Origin of the sequence: Burkholderia sp. HAN2018 (genome assembly GCF_024704855.1) — a bacterium.
Taxonomy (GTDB): domain Bacteria; phylum Pseudomonadota; class Gammaproteobacteria; order Burkholderiales; family Burkholderiaceae; genus Burkholderia; species Burkholderia cepacia.
This window is the reverse complement of record NZ_QOBB01000039.1, coordinates 25,887-46,164: the sequence shown is the minus strand read 5'-3', so window position 1 is coordinate 46,164 and position 20,278 is coordinate 25,887. Positions and strand designations below refer to the sequence as shown.

Here is a 20,278-nt window from a genome sequence, read left to right as displayed (position 1 = left end):
CTTCGGACGGGCCGGCGCTCGCACGCTTCGCCGTCGACCTGACCGCCCGCGCGCGGGCCGGCGAGATCGACCCGGTCGTCGGGCGCGACGCCGAGATTCGCCAGATCGTCGACATCCTGCTGCGGCGCCGGCAGAACAACCCGCTGCTGGTCGGCGAGGCCGGCGTCGGCAAGACGGCCGTTGCGGAAGGCTTCGCGCTGCGGATCGCCGCCGGCGACGTGCCGCCGTCGCTGCGCGACGTCGCGCTGTACCTGCTCGACATCGGGCTGCTGCAGGCCGGCGCGAGCGTGAAGGGCGAGTTCGAGAGCCGGCTGCGCGGCGTGATCGACGAGGCGATGTCGTCCGAGCGGCCGGCGATCCTGTTCATCGATGAAGTCCACACGCTCGTCGGCGCGGGCGGGGCCGCCGGCACCGGCGACGCCGCGAACCTGCTGAAACCCGCGCTCGCGCGCGGCCTGCTGCGCACGATCGGCGCGACCACGTGGTCCGAGTACAAGCAGTACATCGAGAAGGACCCGGCGCTGACGCGACGCTTCCAGCTCGTGCACGTGCACGAACCGGAAGAGGCGGCCGCGCTGACGATGCTGCGCGGCCTGGCCGGAAAGCTCGAGGCGCATCACCGCGTGCTCGTGCTCGACGACGCGCTGCAGGCCGCAGTCACGCTGTCGCACCGTTACATTCCCGCCCGCCAGTTGCCGGACAAGGCGATCAGCCTGCTCGACACGGCCTGCGCGCGCGTCGCCGTCAGCCAGCACGCGGTGCCCGCGCCGATCGAGGATGCGCGCCGCCGCATCGACGGCCTGCACGTCGAGCAGGAGCGGATCGGACGCGAATGCGCGCTCGGCACCGGCGACATCGCGCGACGCGATGCGATCGATCACGACATCGCCACCGCCCGGGCCGAGCTCGACCGGCTCGATACGCGCTGGCAGACCGAACGCGACGCCTTGACGGCGATCGTCGATGCCCGCGCGCTGCTGCTCGACGACGACCCGTCGCACGTGCTCGACGCCGACGCGCGCGTCGTCGCTCAAACCCGCCTGTCGGCCGCCCAGCAGGCGCTGGCCGACCTGCAGGGCGATGCGCCGCTCGTGCTGCCCGCCGTCGACACGCACGCCGTGGCCGCCGTCGTCGCCGACTGGACCGGCATTCCGCTCGGCCGGATGGTGCGCGACGAAACGCAGGCCGTGCTGAAGCTCGCCGATACGCTCGGCGAACGCGTCGTCGGCCAGAAGCATGCGGTCGAGCTGATCGCCGAGCGCATCCAGACCGCGCGCGCCAGGCTGGACGACCCGAAGAAGCCGCATGGCGTGTTCCTGCTGTGCGGGCCGTCCGGCGTCGGCAAGACCGAAACCGCGCTCGCGCTGGCCGACACGCTGTACGGCGGCGAACACAACGCGATCACCATCAACATGAGCGAGTTCCAGGAGGCGCATACCGTGTCGACGCTGAAGGGCGCGCCGCCCGGTTATGTCGGCTACGGGCAGGGTGGCGTGCTCACCGAGGCCGTGCGCCGGCGCCCGTACAGCGTCGTGCTGCTCGACGAGATCGAAAAGGCGCACCGCGACGTGCACGAGATTTTCTTCCAGGTGTTCGACAAGGGCTGGATGGAGGACGGCGAGGGGCGCGACATCGATTTCCGGCATACGGTGATCCTGCTGACGTCGAACGTCGGCGCCGATCGCGTGATGCAGCTGTGCCGCGATCCCGAGCGCCTGCCCGACGTGCAGACGCTCGCCGATGCACTGCGCGCGCCGCTGCTCGACGTGTTTCCCGCCGCGCTGCTCGGCCGGCTGACCGTCGTCCCGTACTACCCGCTCACCGACGCGACGCTTGCGAGGATCGTCGCCCTGCAGTTGCGGCGGATCGAGCAACGGATCGACGCGCATCACGGCATCCGGCTGCGCTGCACCGACGCGGCGACCGCGCTGGTCGTCGAGCGCTGCCGCACGATCGAGTCCGGCGGCCGGATGGTCGACGCGATCCTCACGCATACCGTGATGCCGCGCATCGGCCGCGCGATCCTGCAGGCGACGCTCGAAGGCCGCACGCTGTCGTCGATCGAGCTGGGCGCGGCCGACGGCGAATTCACATACCGGTTCGACGAGGAGGAGGCGACTTGAATCGCGTATTCACACTCGACAGCCCGCACGGCGACGACCTCAAGTTCCATACGCTCGACGGCAGCGACGAACTCGGCCGGCTGTTCGAATTCCGGATCGAGGCGCTCGCCGACAGTCACAGCCTGTCGTTGAAGGACATGCTCGGCAAGCCCGTGACGGTCAGGATCGAACAGCAGGACCTGTCGACGCGCTACCTGAACGGCATCGTGGCGCGCGCGTCGCTCGCCGGCCGGCGCGCCGAGCGGTACTACGGCTACGAGCTGATCGTGCGGCCCTGGTTGTGGCTCGCGACGCGCCGCTCCGATTGCCGGATCTTCCAGAACAAGACCGTGCCGGAGATCGTGCAGGAGGTCCTGTCGACGTACGGCTTTCCGATCGAGAGCCATCTGGCGGAGACGTACGTGCCGCGCGATTACTGCGTGCAGTACAACGAGACCGACGCCGCGTTCGTGTCGCGGCTGATGGAGTTCGAGGGGATCTACTTCTGGTTCAGGCACGCCGAGGATACGCATACGCTGATGCTGGGCGACGCGATGTCGTCGCACACGGCGCTGCCCGGCTACGAGACGATTCCGTACATCGCGCGCGACCGCACAGCGATCGCCGACGAGGAGCGCATCGACGGCTGGCTGCCCGCGCAGGAAGTGAGCGTCGGCCGACACCAGACCACCGACTACGACTATACGAAGCCGCGTGCCGATCTTTCGTCGCAGAAGGTCGATCCGCGTGGGCACGATCACGACAGTTTTGCGTCGTTCGAGTGGCCGGGCGGTTATCGCGACGATGCGCCAGGCGCACATTACAGCCGCGTTCGGCTCGAGGAGCAGCAGGCCGAGCATGAGCGGGCGAGTGCCGATACCGATGTGCGCGGTGTCGCACCCGGTTACCTGTTCACGCTCGAACGATGCCCGCGCGCCGACCAGAACCGCGAATACCTGATCGTGCGGTGCCAGTACCGCTTCCAGGAGAACGCGTATGCGAGCGATCAGGGCGCGGAGGCCGTGGTGCATCAGACGATGATGCTCGTGCAGCCGTCGAGCCTGCCTTACCGGTCACCGCGCGACACGCCGCGGCCACGCACCAACGGGCCGCAGACGGCCACCGTGGTCGGGCCGCCGGGGGAGGAAATCTGGACCGATCAATACGGGCGCGTGAAGCTGCAGTTCCGGTGGGATCGGTATGGGCAAAGCGATCAGGATTCGTCGTGCTGGGTGCGGGTGTCGAGTCCTTGGGCGGGTGGTGGGTTCGGGGGCGTGCAGATTCCGCGGGTGGGCGACGAAGTCGTCGTGGATTTCCTCAACGGCGATCCGGATGAGCCGATCGTGACCGGGCGTGTTTACAACGGCGAAAAGATGCCGCCGTGGGGGCTGCCGGGGAGCGCGACGCAGAGCGGGTTGCTGTCGCGCTCGTCACCGGGCGGGACGACCGAGCATGCGAATGCGTTCCGGTTCGAGGACAAGAAGGGCGCCGAGCAGCTCTGGATGCACGCGGAACGGAATTTCGATGCGGAGACGGAACTCGATCATTCGCTTTCCGTCGGGAACAACCATACGCATACGGTCGGGAACGACGAAACGATGCAGGTGAAGAACAACCGGCAACGGAGCGTGGGGCAGAACGAGACGGTGAATATCGGGCAGAACCGGGTCGCGCAGATCGGGGCGAACGAGACGCATGGGGTCGTCGGCAACCGGACGCGAACGGTCGGACAGAACGAAACCGTGACGATTGCCGCGAATCGGGATGCGACCATCGGTGGCGCGCACACCGAGACGGTTGCAAAAGCCAAGACCGAAACGATCGGCGAAGCCAAGACGCTGAACGTCGGGCAGATGTATCAGACGACGTCGCAGGACATGAAGACGCTGGTTGCGTCGGCGCATACCGAAGAGATCGGCACGCGCACGTCGACGATTGCGAATGCGCACACGCACACGGTCGGCGGTGAGCACACCGTCAACGTCGGCGCGAACCATACGACGAACGTGCAGCATCAGGTGCTCGTCAACGCAGGCGATCAGCTTGCGCTCGTCTGCGGGATGTCGAGCATCGTGATGAAAAGCGACGGCACCATCATGATCCAGGGCGTCAACGTCGCGTCGACCGGCACGAACACCCACAGCGTGAACGGCAAGACGGTGACGTCGTCGGCGACTGCGGAGCACACGGTCGAAGGGGCCGTCCTGAAACTGAACCCGTGACGGAGGTCCGCACGAATGCAGAACTGGCAGCCGACCAATCCGGTGGAGCGCAGGTTCATGGATGCGCATGCGGACTGGATGAGTTTCGCGAAAGACAAAGCCGCGAGGTTGATGATCTGGCAGACCGACGAGACCGATTCGGAACTCGTGCGGCTGTATTTCCAGGTTCAGGACGAGACGTCGTGCGCGGTCAGGACGATGCGGGCGTCGTTCGTCGATGAATCGGGTTATGCAAAGGCATTGACGGATGAACTCGTTGCGTTCTACGACAGCCGGCGAGAGGGATCTGATGCGCAGGGCGTGCGTGCGAACTGGCAGCCGCCGTATGACGACGGCAAGAATCCGTTGCTGTATCTGTTCGCGGTTGCCGACAGCCTGATGCAGCACCACCCGGATGTTTTTCCGGCGATGGTGTTCGTGCTGGAGCCGGTGAAAGTGCGGGATGACGCGGCATGGGTGCGATGGATGGACGATGTGCTGTCGATCATTGCAGTCGCGCCGCAGCTTGCCGAGCGCGTGCGCTTTGTCGTGCCGCGTATCGAAATCGCACCGTTTGCTGCATTGATGCAACGGCATCGGGCGGCAGTGCGTGTCGTACGGGGAAAATATTCGATGGCGAGTGTGCCGCGCGAATTGCTGGCGGAATCGGGCGAGCGCGGGCCAAGCGGCGAGTTCCGACGGCACTTCGTGATGCTGACCGAGATGATCGAAGGCGGCAGTCCCGCACGGCTCGAGGAACTGCGTGCGGCTGCACTGGGCGTCGCGGAACGCGAGGAGTGGTTTGATCAGTGCGTGGTCGTCCATTTGATCGCAGGTGCGGCATATCTGAAGTGGCGCGATCGGGCGCGTGCGATCGAAGCGTATCGCAGCGCTGTCAGCAGCGGGATGCGTGCGGTCGAAGCAGGGCATCCGGCCGGGCACAAGCTTGTCGCGAATGGTTTGTTCGGCGAAGCGAGCGTGCATCTGACGCACGGGGATTACGCGCACTCGGCGTATTGCTATGAGCGTGCGGTGGCGTCGACTACCGCCGCGAAGGACGGGCTGATGACGGTCGAGGCGTGGCGGATGAGTGCGGTGTGCTGGGAGCGGGCAGGGGAGCGTGACCATGCGCTGGAGGCCGGGTTCAACGCGCTCGATGCGGGATTGATGATCGACGAGCCGATGCGGGCGAACAGCAATCTGCCGATGGTTGTCGAGTGGATGGTGTCGCAGCTCGGTGTACAGGATCGACGGCGCAACGCGTTGAGCGAGAAGGTCGCGGCGTTGCGCAGTGGTCGCTGAGCGGGGGCGAAACCGTGGCACTTCTGGCCGTCAAGCATCTGGATCCCGTTGTTGGCGTGGACGTTCATTCGGTACTGGTCACGCCGGGTACGCCGCCGGTGTTCCTGCCGCACCCCCATGTCGGGTTCATGCTCGATCTGCGCGAGTACATCCAGGCCGCAAAGGCTGTGGCCGGCTGCATTGCGATGATGATCGTGCAGGAGAAGGTGACCGAATACATCGAAGATCACCCTGAAGATGTGGCGAAGCTCGAACACCTCGCCGATGAAGCGGGCCAGCAGGTCAATGAACTGACCAGCGACCCCAATGTCGCCGAGGGGATGAAACTGGCGAAAGCAGCCAACACGATCAAGAATCGCATCAGCGACGATCTTGGCTCGAACGTCGGATCGGGTGGCGGCAGCGGCAGGCCGATTTTCGTGAACGGCATGATGCGGGCCACGGCCGGAACGCATGCGTATCACGTTCCGGGTTTGCATTTTCCGCTTGGCGAATCGTTTGCCCCGCCGCCGGCCGAGTTCGAACCGTCAAATGACGGGGAATCGTTCATGGGCAGCAAGACGGTGCTCGCCAACAACGATCCGATGTCGTACATGGCGCTGGAGGCGTTGAGTTGCTGGTCGATCGGGATGGAGCCGCCACCGCATAACAGCGCGCATACCGATCGAACCTATCCGTCGATGCCGAGTTCGGTGATGCTGCCGATTCCGGCAGGAAGGCCCGTGTTGGTGGGCGGACCACCGATCATGAACATGGCCGCGGCGGCGAAGGGGTTGTTCAAGGCATTTCGGGGATCGAAGTGGGCGAAGACGCTGGCGGACAAGCTGCATTTGAAGCCGGGATTCTTGCGCTGCAAGGTGTTGCACGCGGAGCCGGTGGACGCGTCGACGGGTGAAGTGGTCGTAGAGCAACGCGACTTCATCGTATCGGGACGCTTGCCGCTCGAGTGGGATCGATACTATTCAAGTCACGATGCGCATGTCGGTGCCGTTGGAGCAGGCTGGCAGACGCCAGCAGATATCCGGTTGGAGCTGTTGCCGAACGACGACGCGATCGGCGTGGTCGCCTATCTTCCGGATCATACGACTGCGTTCGATGCACTGCCCGCGACCGAAGGCTGGTCCTCGCGCGAATGCGACTGGCAGCAAGCGGATGCGTTGTACCTGCTCGGCGACCGGCTTTTGCTGCGCACGCGCGAAAGCATCGAATACGGATTCCCGTTGCCGCCGCAATGGCGGCAAACGATTATCCCGCCGAGCGGCGAGTCGAGACCGACGCTGCCCATCCATCGCATCTCCGACCCGAACGGAAATGCATGGGTCTTCGAACGCGATCAGGGCGGACGACTCGAACGTATCGCCGAATGGAGACGGGATGGCGCAACCGGGCGCGTCATCGCATGCGAGATCAGGGACGCTACGCGTCATGATGCGAACGGCGCCGCGCATGCCGGATTGCTGACCGCATTGACGCTGGTCGACGCGAACGGACACGCGCATCCGCTCGTTACCTACGAGCATGATCGAGACGGCAACTTGCGTGCCGCGGTCGATGCGATGGGATGCCCGTATCGCTTCGATTATGCGGACGGGCATCGGATCGTCAGGCATACGACCGCGCGGGGCATGTCGTTTCATTACCATTACTGCACCGACGACGACGGCGTTTGGCGCGTCGACCATGCATGGGGCGACGACGGCTTGTTCAATTACCGATTTGTGTACGACCGCACACGAATGCAAACGTGTATCACCAATTCGTTGGGACATACGACAGTACTGCAACTGAACGCGCAGGGCATGCCTGTATTCGAGCTGGATCCGCTCGGCGGTATCACGAGTTACCGGTACGAGGCAAGGGGACGCACGAGTGTCGCGACCGATCCCGCCGGACGTATCACGTCGTGGGCATACGACCGGCGCGGCAATCTCGTGATGGAAACGCTGCCGGATGGCAGATCGATTCGAACCGAGTACAACTCGAACCATCATCCGGTCTGCGTGACGTTGCCCGGCGAACGACAATGGCGATACGAATGGGATGAGCAAGGCAATTTGCTTGCACAAACGACGCCGTCGAATGCGGCCTCTCGTTACGAGTACGACTCGTACGGGCAGCTTGTCGCACAGATCGGACCATGCGGCGAACTTTCGCGATTCGAATGCGACCGCGACGGTCATCTGGCGGCGGTGACGGACCCACTCGGCCATCGAACGCTCTATCGGCACGATGCGCGAGGACATCTCGTCGAAGTGATCGACACGCTCGGACAGACGAGTCGGTACGAATACGATCGCAACGGCAATTTGACGCGCGCAATCGAGCCGAGCGGGAAGGAGATTCTGTGCGGGTACGATGCCGATGGCAACCTGACGCACTATCGCGATCCGGCCGGCGCTACGGCGCAGCTTCAGTACTCGACGCTGGGGCGAATCACCAAACGGCTATCGCTGGACGGAACCAGCGTCGAATACCAGTACGATACGGAAGGCCGGCTCATTGGCGTCATCAACGAGCGCGGCGAACGATACCAGCTCAAGCGCGATGCGATGGGCCGCATTGTCGAGGAAGTCGACTACTGGGGCCAACTGCGTCGCTACGAGTATGGCGAGCTCGGCGAACTGCGACGGAGTGTCGACCCGGCCGGGCTGGCTGTTCTCTACCTGACCGACAGGTTCGGGCGCGTGGTGCAGAAGCAGGTCGCGGACGCCAGACAGGCCGACGGTTTCCGCATCGAGAAATTCGAATACGATCGCATCGGCAGGCTCGTCGGGGCGCAGAATCCGGACAGTTGCCTCAGACTGGGCTACGACGACGCAGGCCGCCTCATTGAAGAAAGGCAAGGCGACGATTTCGTCATTGCTTACCGGTACGATACGGTCGGGCGGCGCATCGAGCGCCGCACACGGCTCGTGACCGGTCGCGAAACGGTGACGCACACCGTACGCTACGGCTACGACGCTTTCGGCGCCGTCGCCTCGATCCAGATCGACGATGCCGCGCCCGTCAAGCTCGAGCGGGACGCGCTTGGTCGGATCTGCGTGGAATACCTGGGCGAGGCGTTGCGACGCGAGCTGGTGTACACGAAGGAGGGGCAGCTGGCGCGGCAAACATTGTTGTCCGGTACCGGCGCCATCTTTGCCACCGAGTACACATACGATGCCAACGGCGAGATGACCGAGAAGCACGACTCCCGACTCGGTATCGAACGTTTCGATTACGACCCGATGGGCAAGCTGACCGCACACCTCGACCCGAGCGGCAAACTGCTGCGCTTCCTGCACGATCCTGCGGGCGACCTGTTGACGACGAGAAGCAACCTGGGCCATCGCACCGGTGTGTCGGACCCGACATTGCCACTCGATGCCTGGGTCCGCGAGGGCGAGCACGATGGCTGTCGTTATACGTTCGATCGTACCGGCAACCTGATACGCAAGCGTGACGCGCAACAGGATTTGCTGCTGCGCTGGGACGGCGACGGGCTGCTGATCGAAACATCGGCGGTACGCATGCCGGCGGACCCTGCGATCCAGGCGAGTCGTATTCATACCCGCTACGCGTACGACGTCTTTCAAAGGCGCATCCGGAAGACTACGCAGATCCTCGACAAGCCTGACGCGCCGGCCGGGTCGGTATCAGCATCGACAGTCAGGTCGCACCGTCACGATTACTTTTGGGACGGCGACGCGTTGGTGGGTGAAATAGCGCGCCCGGACCAGAACGTCGACGTGCCGTTGATGAATGTCGTCAACGAGCTGGATCCCGGCTGGGGAGCGGGCCCGGTCGACATCTCTCAGGCGGATGGCTACGGAGAATCGTGCGAGTGGGTTTATTACCCTGGTACGTTTCGGCCACTGGCAGCGTTGCGATACGCACCGAAGAACCGTTCGGATCAGTCGACGGCGGCGTCGGAATCTGCGGCGCGCAACGTGTTCTTCCAAACCGAGCCCAGCGGGGCGCCGACACGACTGATCGATCAATCCAGTGCAATCATCTGGGAAGGGCGCTACGGAGCGTGGGGGCATGTCGGTTCAGCCCGGATGCACGCTGCCGACGATCAGCGACTACGGCTCCAGGGGCAGTACGAGGACTGGGAAACAGGCCTGCACTACAACCGATACCGATATTACGATCCGATGATCGGGAGCTTCGTCAGCCAGGACCCCATTCGAATCGATGGTGGAATCAACCCATACCAATACGCGCCCAACGTATTTGGCTGGAGAGATCCTCTCGGTCTTAAACGAGAGGAAACGCCATTTGACGGCTATCAAAGAATCCGGTCATTTCGGGAAAGAAGAGGGCTCGATCTGCCAAACAATCCTGATGGCCGGTTCAAGACCGGGGATAAATTGGGCTCGATCGGCACGATCTTGGGCTCGGATCGCGTGTACGGGATCAATTCCACTTTGCGGGAGACCCAGGATTTCCAGTTGACGCGGGCGTGGCGGCAATGCCTCGGCCTTGATGGGTCAAAGGGAAACACGTTTCAATTTCTATTTCACTCCGAGGCGGGCACTTTATTGCTGGGGCATCGTGAAGGCCTGCTCGGCGATGAGGTCACCCTGATCAATGACCGGACGACATGCGCGCCTGCCTGCAGACCGATGCTGTCCCGGCTCTTGGCCCCCCTGGGCATCGGCCGTTTGACGGTGTACTCCGGTGGTTCGATGTCGCAGATTGCGCGCGTGGACGTCTATACACGCGGCGGACGGCACGAATGCATGACCGGCAAGCGCGATCCCAAGTTGTAACGTCGGCACGCCCGCCGGCCATGGTTCGTGCCACGCGTCGCGGCACGTCCGGCCGCCACGACCCGGCAGCAGGTTTGTTCAGTTTTATGAATTGACATAACGTGAAGGAAGACTGCTAACTAAAGCTGGCGTTACACCTGCGGAGCCCAAGCCCCACAAGCGTTAGCGGGTAGCGCCAGCCACCGAAAACCCTTGGAAAAATTTTCCCAAGCGTCCATCCAGAAAGTGCGGTGACGCTCATCGCGCGCGCGTTCTGCGTGCGTCGATGCAACGACTTCGAAGGCCCGCACGTTCAGAATTTCCGCGACGCGGAAGCAGGTGTCTTCATCGAAAGTCGATTTCCCGTTGCGGTAGCCGCTGACCGTCGAGCGGGTAACGCCTAGCGCCTTCGCGGCAGCGTAGTCGGAGGGCAAATCGAGTGCCGCCTTGACGGCATCGAGCCATTCAATCGTAGTTTTCATTGACAAACCCCAGTTAATTCAACCCGGCGTCAAGACTATCCGAACGCTCGACCCATGGCAACGTTCGCCGACAGCGAACGTTCGAAGGGTATTGACATGTTCAACCCCATCGAACTATTCTCCGACCCGTCACCCCGGCACCGGTTTTCAACCCCGCCGGTCTTGAGCTAGCTACTCAGGCGCCGGGGTGATGTTTCTCGCGGTATCCGTTCAAGGGGTTGAATAGGGGAAGTCAAATGCACGTTTCGCTGCAACAAACGCTTACACCTTCGGCGCCGATGCGCCAATCGCTCACGCCGCATTTCCGTGCGTGGATGGACGCAATGATTGCCTTGGTCCGAAAGTGGACTGCTTTCGACGGCGCGCAATGCGCAGGGTGGGCGGCATGAAAACCATCGCCAACGAACTGCGCGACGAGTTGCGCGCCGCGCACATCATCATCCGCAATGCGCTCGGCGTCGCGACGTTCGACCAGAAAATCGCCTGGGGCAACGCGAACGAGCGTGACGGAGTGATCGGCGAGGGCACTACGCGGGCCTACGAGCGGCAGGCCGCGATTGACGGGGGCGACGCGGATCGCCTGTACTGCGAACTGCGGAATGCCGACCGGATCATCGCAAACGCTGCGGCGCTCCTGTCGGCCCATCAGTTGGACCTGTGGGCCGTCGCGAATCGTCAAGCCGATGCGGTGCTCGCGCACCAGGCGCGTGATGACGTGCGGACCGCGTTGCTTGATCGCGCGGTGCACACTCTGGCTGTCGCGAAAATCGGTATCGATGCCGGTGACGCGCGGGGCGATCAGACCGTCGTGGTGATCAAGCCGGTTGGCGAGCTGTCGGCGGCCGACGTGGCGGCGCTGCGGCGCGTGCTGTCAAGTGCGCCGCGCGATCCGCGCATCATGCTGATGCCCGCGGAATTCGACATGCATGCGTTTCTGCGGCGTCAACGTGCATTTTCCGCTCGCACTTTCGGCCCGGGCCGTCTTACGGCTCGCGTGTGCGATCACATCCGCAAAGAGTTGACCGAGGTCGAGGCCGCGCCCGACGACCTGCGCGAGTGGATCGATGTAATCCTGCTCGGGCTCGACGGCGCGTGGCGAACCGGCGCAACGCCTGAACAGATCACTGCGGCGCTCTCGGCGAAGATGACGACGAACGAGGGGCGGGCGTGGCCGGACTGGCGCACGTGTGACCCGGAGCGCGCGATCGAGCACATCGAGCACGCGTCAAAAGGTGGTCAGGCATGACGGCGGAAAATATGGTCGCAGCCTTCAACGGTGACTTGCGCGGCACCGATCTCGTCGGTGAATCCAGCGTCGAGAAACCAGTTCGTCACCTGCCGCGCATCGGGAACGATGTAAGCGCCGATGCGGCGATACAGGTCGCCTGCGTCGTTGCGAACACCAATCACGAAGCGCGGTGCACATCGGCGGAATTCGCGCAATGTGTCTACATGAGCGAGGCCGAGACATTCAACCAATTCTGCATCGAATTCGGGTGGCTCGAACTGCGCGTCAACAGTGGCAATGAGCGGGTCCCAAGCCCCTGTGCGATCAAGCTTTTTCATAGGCGATTCGATAGCACAAGCCGCCGCGACCCGATCGATGAACTGTCCTATTTTCTGAAGTGGATTTCGATCGGTGGGTTCGACGGTGCGCCTGCTCCCGCTGAATGGTTGTCGAAAGTGCGTGAGTATATCGCGCGCCAGAAGGCGTCCCGGACAGTAGCGGACGCCAGTTCCTAAAGCAAACTGATTCAATCGAGGGATGACGAAATGGCTATTGTCTATAGCATTCCTAACCAACAAGAGGCGGAAACGCTCGCGATCCGGCGAGTGATTCGTGCCAGTAACGCCGAGCAAATGGCCCGCCGTCGCGCAAGCGATGAGGCAGAACGGCAGGCGTTGGCGTTGCACTGCGCCGATCGGGCTTTCGCTATCGTGAGGTCGGTATGACGCTTGCCGACATTCAAGCCGCTGCGCCGCGCCAGATCGAGCGCGGCATTATCGAAACCGGCCCGTTCTACGAACGTCGCACGCGCGGCGGCTACTTCACGGTGAACGGATCGGAATTTCACTGGTACGAGGAAAGCGGTGTGGCCCCGGCTTGCTGCATGTCGCGCGATGACGCGCTGCGCTCGGCACGAGAAAGCCGTCGAACGATCCACGCGGAGGCAGCGTGACCGTTACGGCGCCCCTTATCAGCTACTTCGGCAGCAAGTTTCGCGTCGCCCCGTGGGTGCTCTCGCACCTGCCGTCACACGAAATCTACGTCGAACCGTTCGGTGGCTCGGCGGGTGTTCTGCTGCAAAAGCCGCGAAGCCGTGTCGAGATTTACAACGATCTGGACGGCGAAATCGTGAACCTGTTCCGCGTGGTGCGCGATGACGTGATGCGGGCGCAGTTGATCGACGCGCTGAATGCGACGCCATACGCGCGGGCCGAATTCGAGGCAGCGTGGAATGTGGCAGACGAACCGGTCGAGCGCGCGCGCCGCTTGTGCATTCGTGCGCAGATGGGTTTCGGGTCGGTCGGCTCGACCCGCCCGCTACATTCGCCGATCGGCTTCGCCGCCGACATTTGGTCGGACGGCCCCGGGCAGTGGCTACGGTACCCCGCGCGCCTCACGGCCGTCGGCGCCCGTTTGCAGGGGACCATGATCGAGCATATGCCCGCCGTCGAACTGATCGCGAAATATGACGCGCCGGGCGTCCTGTTCTACGTCGACCCGCCGTACCTGCCCGAAGTGCGCAACAGCGTGTCGCGTGGGCTTGGCCGCGACTATCGGTGCGAAATGTCCCCGTTCGAACACGCCGATCTGCTGGCGATGCTCGCGAATCTGCGTGGTATGGCGGTCGTCAGCGGCTACGCGTCGGGAATGTATGACCGCGCATTGAGTGGATGGGCGCGGTTCACACGAAGCACGCGCGCGACCGGGCAGGTTGGCACCGTAGCCCGTGAAGAGGTGGTTTGGATTTCGCCTGCGGCTTGCGCTGCAACGGGTATCGATCCGCGCTCGTCAGTGTGCCTCGGCGACGATGCGGCGGAAATGCCCCTGTTCGCGGCTGACACGACGCGGGGCTGACATGGATCAGCGACGCGATGATGAGGCCGCCTCGACGCGCGAACTACTGATCGAAGACTTGGCGGATTTCGGCATCGGTGCCGGGGCGCTGGCAGCATTGCCACCGCTGTCTTGTCCGCCACGGACCACGCAATCCGATCGTGCCGAAGCCGACGCAATGCGGGTTCTCCGACCGCTGCTACGTGACATGTCGAAGCGGCGGTTTCTGTTCCGTTAATCACTGGAGGTTCCCCCGATGAAAACGTCTCCCGAGAAAAAACCTCTGCCTCTGTGGGCGATCTGGTTGATTACGTTGGTCGCCGTGATTACGTGGTGCGGTACGCACCCGGATGAAGGCATGGACCCGGCGTGGCCGATCAAGACTGCGCAACGCGCGTGATGAAGCGAGCGAGCGAAATTCGATGAAGAAGAAAATCAATCATTGGTTGCATGTGTTGGCGAGCGCGGGTGTATATGCGGCGTTGCTGGTCGCTTGGCAGCGCTTTTCCATCGACGGTGCGCGGCTTGTGCTGCTTTCCGGAATGTGGATTCTTATCGCGTGTTCGCTGTGTATCGCAATCGCCGGGCCGGGCGACGTGAAGCCGATAGCGTCACGCATCGCGTACCTGTTCAGCGGCTTGGTTCTTGGCGCGGTCGCTGTCGCCGTCACATGGTGCGGCTATCCCGTCACGGGCAGTCTGTTCCTCGTAGCGGTGTGTTTCTCTCGGGCGATTGCGCGTTCGGCGCTCAAGGCGAAGGCAGGGGTCTAGCTCGCAATGTGGATCTACGCGCACGACGCGGCAAGCAGCGTTCCAACGCTTCCCGAAGCGAACAAGGCGAAAAAGCGCCTTCCCGTCAAGTGGATGCGCCGCGCGCTCGAACAAGCGCGCGAAGCAGGGCGCGAAAGCGCGCGCAAGTATCGCGAGCGCACCGGGTTCAACGCGTCGCACATGTTTGATTTGGCCGCCGCCGCAAACTCGCTGCGTGACTTTCTCGAAGATCATGCGCCGGACGGGATGCCGGTATCGCCCGACGCGACCGATCATGAAATCTGCATGAAGGCTCGCCGAATCGCGTCCGATGTGACGATGCGCGCGTATGGGCTCGAACTGGCCGATGCGCTCGTCGTCGCGCGTGCGACGTGCGGCGCTTACAACGTCGAAATGCCGAATTTCGAGCATCCGGCCGATCAGGTCGCGCGCGTGAAGTGCGAACTGTGGTGGCGTCGTCAGTTGCGCAAGATGCACATTCGTAGCCTGGAACACTCGAACATTCGTCTGCACTTCGTCCACCTGAAAGCGGAGCCGTACGCGAGCAACGAAGCCGTTCGGCGACGCATTGCGCAGAATCGGCGCAACGCTCGCACGCTCGAAGCGGTGACGATGGAGAACGAAGACGGGCAGCGCTTCACGCTCGCCGAACTGGCGTCGAAGGGCATTTCGAACAAGGCATTGAAGCGCGGCGAACTGTTCACGCGCTTGCGTGGGCTGGAAGAACTGGCCGACGGTGCGAAGTATCGCGGCGTCATGTTCACGCTGACTTGCCCGAGTCGGTTCCATGCGGTCAGGCAGACCGATAGCTGGTTCAAGCCGAACCCGAACTATGCGGGCGTCACGCCGCGCGACGGGCAGGCGTACTTGCGGAAGGTGTGGCAACGCATCCGCGCCGAGTTGAGCCGCGAGGGCGTGACGTACTTCGGCATGCGGGTAGCGGAGCCGCATCACGACGGCTCGCCGCATTGGCATGGTCTGGTGTTCTCGAACGATATCAAGCGGTTCTGCGAAATCATGCGCAAACACGGCCTGCGCGATTCCGGGAACGAACCGGGCGCGCGCGAGCATCGCGTGCGCTTCGAACTGATCGACAAGGCGAAGGGCTCGGCGGTCGGCTACATCGCCAAATACATTTCGAAGAACATCGACGGTCACGCGGTCGGCGACCACAAGACGAACGAAGGCTACGTGGTGCAGTCGGATTTTTGGGACGACGACGAAATCACGCCGTCGGCGCGCGTCGAGACATGGGCCGCGTTGTGGGGCATCCGACAGTTTCAGCAGTTTGGCGGTGCGCCGGTCGGCGTGTGGCGCGAGCTGCGCCGCGTCAAAGAGGACGATTTGCCCGCGATCGAGGAATCGGCGCGCATCGTTGCCGCGTGGACGGCTGCGCAGAAGCGCGACGACAAACCCGCCGATTGGGCCGCGTACTCGCGCGCGATGGGCGGCATCGCGGGCGAAGCCCGCATGGTCTACATCCGTCACACGGTCGAGCATCGCGAAGGGCGGTATGGCATCGCTCCGGTGCGCGTGCCGCACGGCGTCGAGGCGATCGGCGTCGCGAGCATCGTTGACGGCCTTTGTTCGTACACCCGCGAAACGCAGATTTTCGTACCGTCGACGCGTCACGTGTGGCGGGTGGTTCGGCGCGGCGGCGCAGCCGCCCGCCCTTGGACTGGTGTCAATAACTGTACGCAGGAGCCCGAGCGGGTCGAAGCGCCAGAAACGCCGGTCGCCGCATGGCTCGAATACGCGGGGTCTTTCCGCATCGATCCGTCTTCAGATCCGGGCTGCACGCGCCGCGAGGGCGCACGCGCACGCGGTTCGCACGACGTATCCGACTGGCTGGCCGACTACGACACGGCCAATGCCACGCAGCATCTGCAACCTAACCATTCGGGAGCCCTATGAACGCCAGCTATCGCGATCCGCACGACATGTCGATCGAGTGTCCAGCGTGCGACGGGAAAATCGAAGCGCGCCATTCTGAGCCGATGAGCGACACGATGCGCCGCTTGTATTTTTGGTGCCCGGATTGCGGGTTCCGTGCGCCTGCGTCGGTCGAAATTCTCTATTCGCTTTCCCCGTCGGCCGCGCCGCGTGACGGGCTCGATATCCCGATCGTGCGTGCGGGCCCGTTGCTCGGCTCAGTCAATTCCCGCACGCGGAAGTGGATCGGGCATTGATATGCGGTGGACCATGCCATGCCCGCACTGCGGGGCGCGCGGCATAGCGCGCGCGATGCTGCGCACGTCTGAGCTGTGCTGGAACGTCGATTTCCAGTGCGACAACGTGCTGTGCGGTCACACATACCGGACGGCGCTCACGATGACGCCAGCCGAACAGCCGGTGCGCCGCGCCGAGCGGCGGGAGTCGCTTTCGCTTTTTGATGACACGCCGGACGGCGGGTCGGTTTCTGATGATGGCGACATTCCGTCGCCGGGGTACTTAAAAGGGGATGAACGATGAATGCTGCAACGAAGGTACAGGCTGAAATGGAACTGGTGCCGGGCAACGTGAAAGAGATCGTGAAGCCGTTCCGACAGGGCACGGCCGACGTGTACATGGTTTCGCTCGACGCGATCCGAGTCCGGCCCGAATTCAACGAGGCGCGCGAGGCTGACCCGGAATACCCGACGGCCGTTCGCGAGGTTGCGGACTCGATCAAGGCAAACGGGTTCTTTCGCCACAAACCGATCAAGGTCGCGGCGGCGGCCGACGGCTATCTGTACGTGTCCGACGGTCATACGCGGTGGGATGGCGTGTTGCTGGCGAACAGCGAGGGCGCGGGCATCGAAGCGGTGCCGGTGATTAACGAAGTGCGCGGCACGACCGAAGAAGATCGGATTTTCGGCCTGATTCTCGATAACTCCGGCCGCCGCCTGACGCTGCTCGGCGAGGCGATGGTGATCAAACGCCTGATCGGCCGCGGAATCGATGAGAAGGAAATCGCGCGGCGCTTGACGCGCAATGTCGCGTCGATTCGCAATGCACTCACGCTCGTAGCGGCACCGACGCCGATCAAGGAAATGGTCACGTCGGGCGCAGTCTCGGCGACGAGCGCGGTCAAGGTGATGAAGGAACAGGGCGTGAACGCTGTCGCGCACCTACAAGCCGCGAAAGACGCGGTGACGGCGGCCGGTAAGACGAAGGTCACGCCGAAGGCTCTGAAAGCAGTCGGCGGCCAGAAGCAAACAGCCAGGTCAAGCGATACCGATCTGCTCGACTGGCTTCAGGCGCAAGGCAACGTTGCGATCAGCAAAATGCACGTGGCCGGTGAACAGCCAGTGTTCCGGGTCGGCGTGCTCGACCTGCTCGAAAGGCAGGTTGCCGGTGAGGGGGCAGACCTGCGCGCGGCGATCGTGAACGCACGCAAGCGAGGTGCGAAATGACGGCGCTCGCGGCGCTGACCGCCGCCGATCTGCGGGCATTGGCTGACGTTGAAGAACCGCGCTTCGCGCAGTATTGGGCGTCCGGTGTGTGGTTCCACGCCGGCGATAGAAGCGGCTGGCGCGGCATCGGATGGGCCGTGTGGATGGAGTGCGCTGCTCGCTCGTGGATACCGCTGCACGCTGAATCGTTGACGGCATGGGGCGTGACGGACGGCCGCGCGCTCGTGCGTCTTGCTTACGACGAAGATGAAGCGCGTTCGTGGGCCGTCGCCGCGCGGGCAGAACACCGCAATCGCAACACGCTGCCCCCGGTATACAGCGTCGTGCGCCTCTCCGTCACTGGCGATCGCGCTGCGCAGTCCACGGCTGCGACGGTCGGATATTGCGAACGTGCTGGTGGTTGCGTGTGCGGCGGCGATCTGCCGCGAGTCCGCGAGGGTTGTTCGGAGTGGGTGAAATTGGGAAGCGCGCAGGCGCGCGGTCGGGAGGCGTGATGGAAAACGACAAAAGCTTTTCCCGCGTCGCCCCGCTGGAACAACGCGGTGATATCAAGATGGTGATTTTCGATAGTGCCAGTAAGGGACTTACCATCGTGATGGAAAACGGCAATGAATACCGGCTCGAACAGCAGTACAGCGCAACGCACTCCGGCTATGGCAATGGCTACGGTGGGGCGTTCATTACGCTCGCGGCGCTGCTGCTGGATCAACAGCGACGCATAGAGGCGCTGGAACGCTGCAAGGCGTGTTCGGGTGAAGCATGACAAGCGACCACAAATGGATTGCGACTGTCGGCGATAGCGGGTGGATCGCATACGAGCCGGGCGACCGTGAGCGCTCGGCGATCTGCTCGATGACGAAGGATGGCGAAGGCGTGTTGCGGATGCTCTACAGCCAAACGTGGGAACCCGACAACGGCCTAACATCGCTGGCTGTCGAGTATCACGCTCGATGCGAGGCTTATGACCGTCTCGTGTGTACGGGGCCGATAATCGACGGTGCAATCATGCCGATAGGGTCGCGCGAGCGTTCGTTGATTTCTGCGAATGCGCGCCGCGTGCGCCGTGAACTGGAATGGCGCGCGGAGTCTCAGGGATACACGCCCCGCGCGTTCGCGCGCGCGATAAGTAAGGTGGGCCAGTGGTGGCGCCCTGACGCGTCAACCTAGCGTTCCGAAAGCCTGCGCCGGGGCTCGCTCGTTGTTCGCGAAACCGGCGCGTTCCAACACTTCACGGGCCGCGCGCCCCAATACTTCCTCCGACCACTGATTGATGCTTTCGTCCGACAGGGCGGCGGCGATACCGACGCGCGCATGCACGGCCGGATCAATGCGCAGCATCAGCTTCCCGGACGCGGGCTTTTGCGGCTCGCGCCCGGCGCGCTGGCAGTCCTCCAGGTAGTGATCGACGGCCGCATGAAAGTCTCGCGACAGTTCGTCCACCGTCTCGCCGTGGAAGCTGATCTTGTCGTCCACGCCGAGCACGTGGCCGACGAAAATGTTATCGCGCCCGTCGAAATCGACCCGGGCGAAATACCCTTTGTAAGACATGGCGTTGTTCATGGCTTGATTCCCATTTCGATAAACCAGTCGCGCAGATCCTCCACCTGATACCGCTTCGCCTCTTTGCCCGGGTGCGGGCGGTGGTGATAGCGGCGCGTGCCGTTCAGTTCGAAGGCGATGCGCGACCCGGCGCCTTCGTGGATTTCGCCGCCGAGTGCGGCGACGAGCGATTCAATATCGGAAAACACGATCCCGCCCAGAGTGGGCTTCGTGAAGATCGCGGCGAGGGTGCGGGCGTGTTTCGATTTCATGCCCAAATGATAGCAGAAAGTGCTATCAACGTGCAATCAAAAAGTGATATCACATCAGGAAATCGAGGCACCGCGCCCGGCGCGATTTGCGGGCCTCTGAGCGGTTCGACGCCTAATGCGTCCCGACCCTTGGCTGAGGCTTCGGCGTGCCCGTGGCGGGCCGGACGCGGGCTCGGTGGGCGGGTGCCGCACGGGCCGGGCGGTGGGGTGGCTCGCGCCCCGGCGCCCGGATAGCGCAGTCCCCTCCGCGCCTGCCCGCCGAAAAAAAAGGGCACTTCCAGACGCAAAACCCCGGCCCGGGGCGCGCCCGCGCGGGGCGGGTTTCGGCGATTTTCGGGGAGAATTTCCAGACGCAGCCAGACGCACGCCGGGCAGGGCCAGACGCGGGGTCGAAAAGTGCCAGATTTGGCACTTTTCGACC

Annotated in this window: 20 protein-coding genes; 16 read left to right on the top strand and 4 right to left on the bottom strand. The window is 63.5% G+C overall.

Annotated features, from left to right (window positions below):
• From tssH to DPV74_RS12815, 4 genes are all read left to right on the top strand, one after another.
• A partial coding sequence (gene tssH, locus DPV74_RS12830) for a type VI secretion system ATPase TssH (protein WP_119337339.1) occupies window positions 1-2,123 on the top strand: 2,123 nt, incomplete at its 5' end.
• Window positions 2,120-4,324, top strand: a complete 2,205-nt coding sequence (tssI, locus tag DPV74_RS12825; RefSeq protein ID WP_119337338.1) for a type VI secretion system tip protein VgrG — start codon at window positions 2,120-2,122, stop codon at window positions 4,322-4,324. The genes tssH and tssI, both read left to right, overlap by 4 nt.
• Before the next feature lie 15 nt (window positions 4,325-4,339).
• Window positions 4,340-5,605 carry a tol-pal system YbgF family protein gene (locus DPV74_RS12820; RefSeq protein ID WP_119337337.1) on the top strand — a complete coding sequence of 422 codons (1,266 nt, stop codon included), beginning with the start codon at window positions 4,340-4,342 and terminating at the stop codon, window positions 5,603-5,605.
• Between the two features lie 14 nt (window positions 5,606-5,619).
• Complete coding sequence (locus tag DPV74_RS12815) at window positions 5,620-10,359, top strand: RHS repeat-associated core domain-containing protein (protein WP_119337336.1); 4,740 nt, start codon at window positions 5,620-5,622, stop codon at window positions 10,357-10,359.
• A gap of 131 nt (window positions 10,360-10,490) precedes the next feature.
• On the opposite strand, the gene DPV74_RS12810 is transcribed toward DPV74_RS12815, so the two are convergent.
• A complete protein-coding gene (locus tag DPV74_RS12810) occupies window positions 10,491-10,820 on the bottom strand; it encodes a helix-turn-helix domain-containing protein (RefSeq protein ID WP_119337335.1) in 330 nt (109 codons plus the stop codon).
• A gap of 385 nt (window positions 10,821-11,205) precedes the next feature.
• Here DPV74_RS12810 and DPV74_RS12805 point away from each other — a divergent pair, with 385 nt between their 5' ends.
• On the top strand, window positions 11,206-12,066 hold the full coding sequence (locus tag DPV74_RS12805) for a dATP/dGTP pyrophosphohydrolase domain-containing protein (RefSeq protein WP_119337341.1): 861 nt from the start codon (window positions 11,206-11,208) through the stop codon (window positions 12,064-12,066).
• On the opposite strand, the gene DPV74_RS12800 is transcribed toward DPV74_RS12805, so the two are convergent.
• Window positions 12,057-12,734 (bottom strand): hypothetical protein, encoded by a 678-nt coding sequence (locus DPV74_RS12800; RefSeq protein WP_162923026.1) that lies wholly within the window; start codon window positions 12,732-12,734, stop codon window positions 12,057-12,059. The two genes, DPV74_RS12805 and DPV74_RS12800, sit on opposite strands and share 10 nt — an antisense overlap.
• 35 nt (window positions 12,735-12,769) lie before the next feature.
• Here DPV74_RS12800 and DPV74_RS12795 point away from each other — a divergent pair, with 35 nt between their 5' ends.
• From DPV74_RS12795 to DPV74_RS12745, 11 genes are all read left to right on the top strand, one after another.
• Window positions 12,770-13,000, top strand: a complete 231-nt coding sequence (locus DPV74_RS12795) for a hypothetical protein (RefSeq protein WP_119337332.1) — start codon at window positions 12,770-12,772, stop codon at window positions 12,998-13,000.
• Window positions 12,997-13,902, top strand: coding sequence for a DNA adenine methylase (locus DPV74_RS12790; protein ID WP_119337331.1), 906 nt, complete (start codon window positions 12,997-12,999; stop codon window positions 13,900-13,902). The genes DPV74_RS12795 and DPV74_RS12790 overlap by 4 nt, the downstream gene beginning before the upstream one ends.
• Window position 13,903: 1 nt before the next feature.
• Window positions 13,904-14,119, top strand: coding sequence for a hypothetical protein (locus DPV74_RS12785; protein ID WP_119337330.1), 216 nt, complete (start codon window positions 13,904-13,906; stop codon window positions 14,117-14,119).
• Between the two features lie 184 nt (window positions 14,120-14,303).
• Window positions 14,304-14,651, top strand: coding sequence for a hypothetical protein (locus DPV74_RS12780; RefSeq protein WP_119337329.1), 348 nt, complete (start codon window positions 14,304-14,306; stop codon window positions 14,649-14,651).
• Between the two features lie 6 nt (window positions 14,652-14,657).
• Window positions 14,658-16,565, top strand: a complete 1,908-nt coding sequence (locus tag DPV74_RS12775) for a replication endonuclease (RefSeq protein ID WP_119337328.1) — start codon at window positions 14,658-14,660, stop codon at window positions 16,563-16,565.
• Complete coding sequence (locus tag DPV74_RS12770) at window positions 16,562-16,840, top strand: ogr/Delta-like zinc finger family protein (RefSeq protein WP_119337327.1); 279 nt, start codon at window positions 16,562-16,564, stop codon at window positions 16,838-16,840. The genes DPV74_RS12775 and DPV74_RS12770 overlap by 4 nt, the downstream gene beginning before the upstream one ends.
• Window positions 16,841-16,895: 55 nt before the next feature.
• Complete coding sequence (locus DPV74_RS12765) at window positions 16,896-17,123, top strand: ogr/Delta-like zinc finger family protein (protein WP_240439971.1); 228 nt, start codon at window positions 16,896-16,898, stop codon at window positions 17,121-17,123.
• Window positions 17,120-18,046, top strand: coding sequence for a ParB/RepB/Spo0J family partition protein (locus DPV74_RS12760; RefSeq protein ID WP_119337325.1), 927 nt, complete (start codon window positions 17,120-17,122; stop codon window positions 18,044-18,046). The genes DPV74_RS12765 and DPV74_RS12760 overlap by 4 nt, the downstream gene beginning before the upstream one ends.
• Window positions 18,043-18,540, top strand: a complete 498-nt coding sequence (locus DPV74_RS12755; RefSeq protein ID WP_119337324.1) for a hypothetical protein — start codon at window positions 18,043-18,045, stop codon at window positions 18,538-18,540. Before DPV74_RS12760 ends, DPV74_RS12755 begins: the two co-directional genes overlap by 4 nt.
• Window positions 18,540-18,809, top strand: coding sequence for a hypothetical protein (locus DPV74_RS12750; protein ID WP_119337323.1), 270 nt, complete (start codon window positions 18,540-18,542; stop codon window positions 18,807-18,809). The genes DPV74_RS12755 and DPV74_RS12750 overlap by 1 nt, the downstream gene beginning before the upstream one ends.
• Complete coding sequence (locus tag DPV74_RS12745; RefSeq protein WP_205571911.1) at window positions 18,806-19,213, top strand: hypothetical protein; 408 nt, start codon at window positions 18,806-18,808, stop codon at window positions 19,211-19,213. The genes DPV74_RS12750 and DPV74_RS12745 overlap by 4 nt, the downstream gene beginning before the upstream one ends.
• On the opposite strand, the gene DPV74_RS12740 is transcribed toward DPV74_RS12745, so the two are convergent.
• Together DPV74_RS12740 and DPV74_RS12735 are read right to left on the bottom strand one after the other, a co-directional pair.
• A complete protein-coding gene (locus DPV74_RS12740; RefSeq protein WP_119337322.1) occupies window positions 19,205-19,606 on the bottom strand; it encodes a type II toxin-antitoxin system HicB family antitoxin in 402 nt (133 codons plus the stop codon). The genes DPV74_RS12745 and DPV74_RS12740 overlap by 9 nt on opposite strands.
• The gene (locus DPV74_RS12735; protein ID WP_015875749.1) at window positions 19,603-19,857 is read right to left on the bottom strand and encodes a type II toxin-antitoxin system HicA family toxin; all 255 of its coding nucleotides are present in this window, start codon (window positions 19,855-19,857) and stop codon (window positions 19,603-19,605) included. Before DPV74_RS12735 ends, DPV74_RS12740 begins: the two co-directional genes overlap by 4 nt.
• Window positions 19,858-20,278 lie beyond the last annotated feature (421 nt).

Bases quoted from the DNA above. Each gene is read 5' to 3' on its own strand.
- DPV74_RS12820 (WP_119337337.1), top strand. From the start codon at position 4,340: ATGCAGAACTGGCAGCCGACCAATCCGGTGGAGCGCAGGTTCATGGAT.
- DPV74_RS12810 (WP_119337335.1), bottom strand. From the start codon at position 10,820: ATGAAAACTACGATTGAATGGCTCGATGCCGTCAAGGCGGCACTCGAT.
- DPV74_RS12805 (WP_119337341.1), top strand. From the start codon at position 11,206: ATGAAAACCATCGCCAACGAACTGCGCGACGAGTTGCGCGCCGCGCAC.
- DPV74_RS12795 (WP_119337332.1), top strand. From the start codon at position 12,770: ATGACGCTTGCCGACATTCAAGCCGCTGCGCCGCGCCAGATCGAGCGC.
- DPV74_RS12785 (WP_119337330.1), top strand. From the start codon at position 13,904: ATGGATCAGCGACGCGATGATGAGGCCGCCTCGACGCGCGAACTACTG.
- DPV74_RS12780 (WP_119337329.1), top strand. From the start codon at position 14,304: ATGAAGAAGAAAATCAATCATTGGTTGCATGTGTTGGCGAGCGCGGGT.
- DPV74_RS12775 (WP_119337328.1), top strand. From the start codon at position 14,658: ATGTGGATCTACGCGCACGACGCGGCAAGCAGCGTTCCAACGCTTCCC.
- DPV74_RS12770 (WP_119337327.1), top strand. From the start codon at position 16,562: ATGAACGCCAGCTATCGCGATCCGCACGACATGTCGATCGAGTGTCCA.
- DPV74_RS12765 (WP_240439971.1), top strand. From the start codon at position 16,896: ATGCTGCGCACGTCTGAGCTGTGCTGGAACGTCGATTTCCAGTGCGAC.
- DPV74_RS12760 (WP_119337325.1), top strand. From the start codon at position 17,120: ATGAATGCTGCAACGAAGGTACAGGCTGAAATGGAACTGGTGCCGGGC.
- DPV74_RS12755 (WP_119337324.1), top strand. From the start codon at position 18,043: ATGACGGCGCTCGCGGCGCTGACCGCCGCCGATCTGCGGGCATTGGCT.
- DPV74_RS12750 (WP_119337323.1), top strand. From the start codon at position 18,540: ATGGAAAACGACAAAAGCTTTTCCCGCGTCGCCCCGCTGGAACAACGC.
- DPV74_RS12745 (WP_205571911.1), top strand. From the start codon at position 18,806: ATGACAAGCGACCACAAATGGATTGCGACTGTCGGCGATAGCGGGTGG.
- DPV74_RS12740 (WP_119337322.1), bottom strand. From the start codon at position 19,606: ATGAACAACGCCATGTCTTACAAAGGGTATTTCGCCCGGGTCGATTTC.
- DPV74_RS12735 (WP_015875749.1), bottom strand. From the start codon at position 19,857: ATGAAATCGAAACACGCCCGCACCCTCGCCGCGATCTTCACGAAGCCC.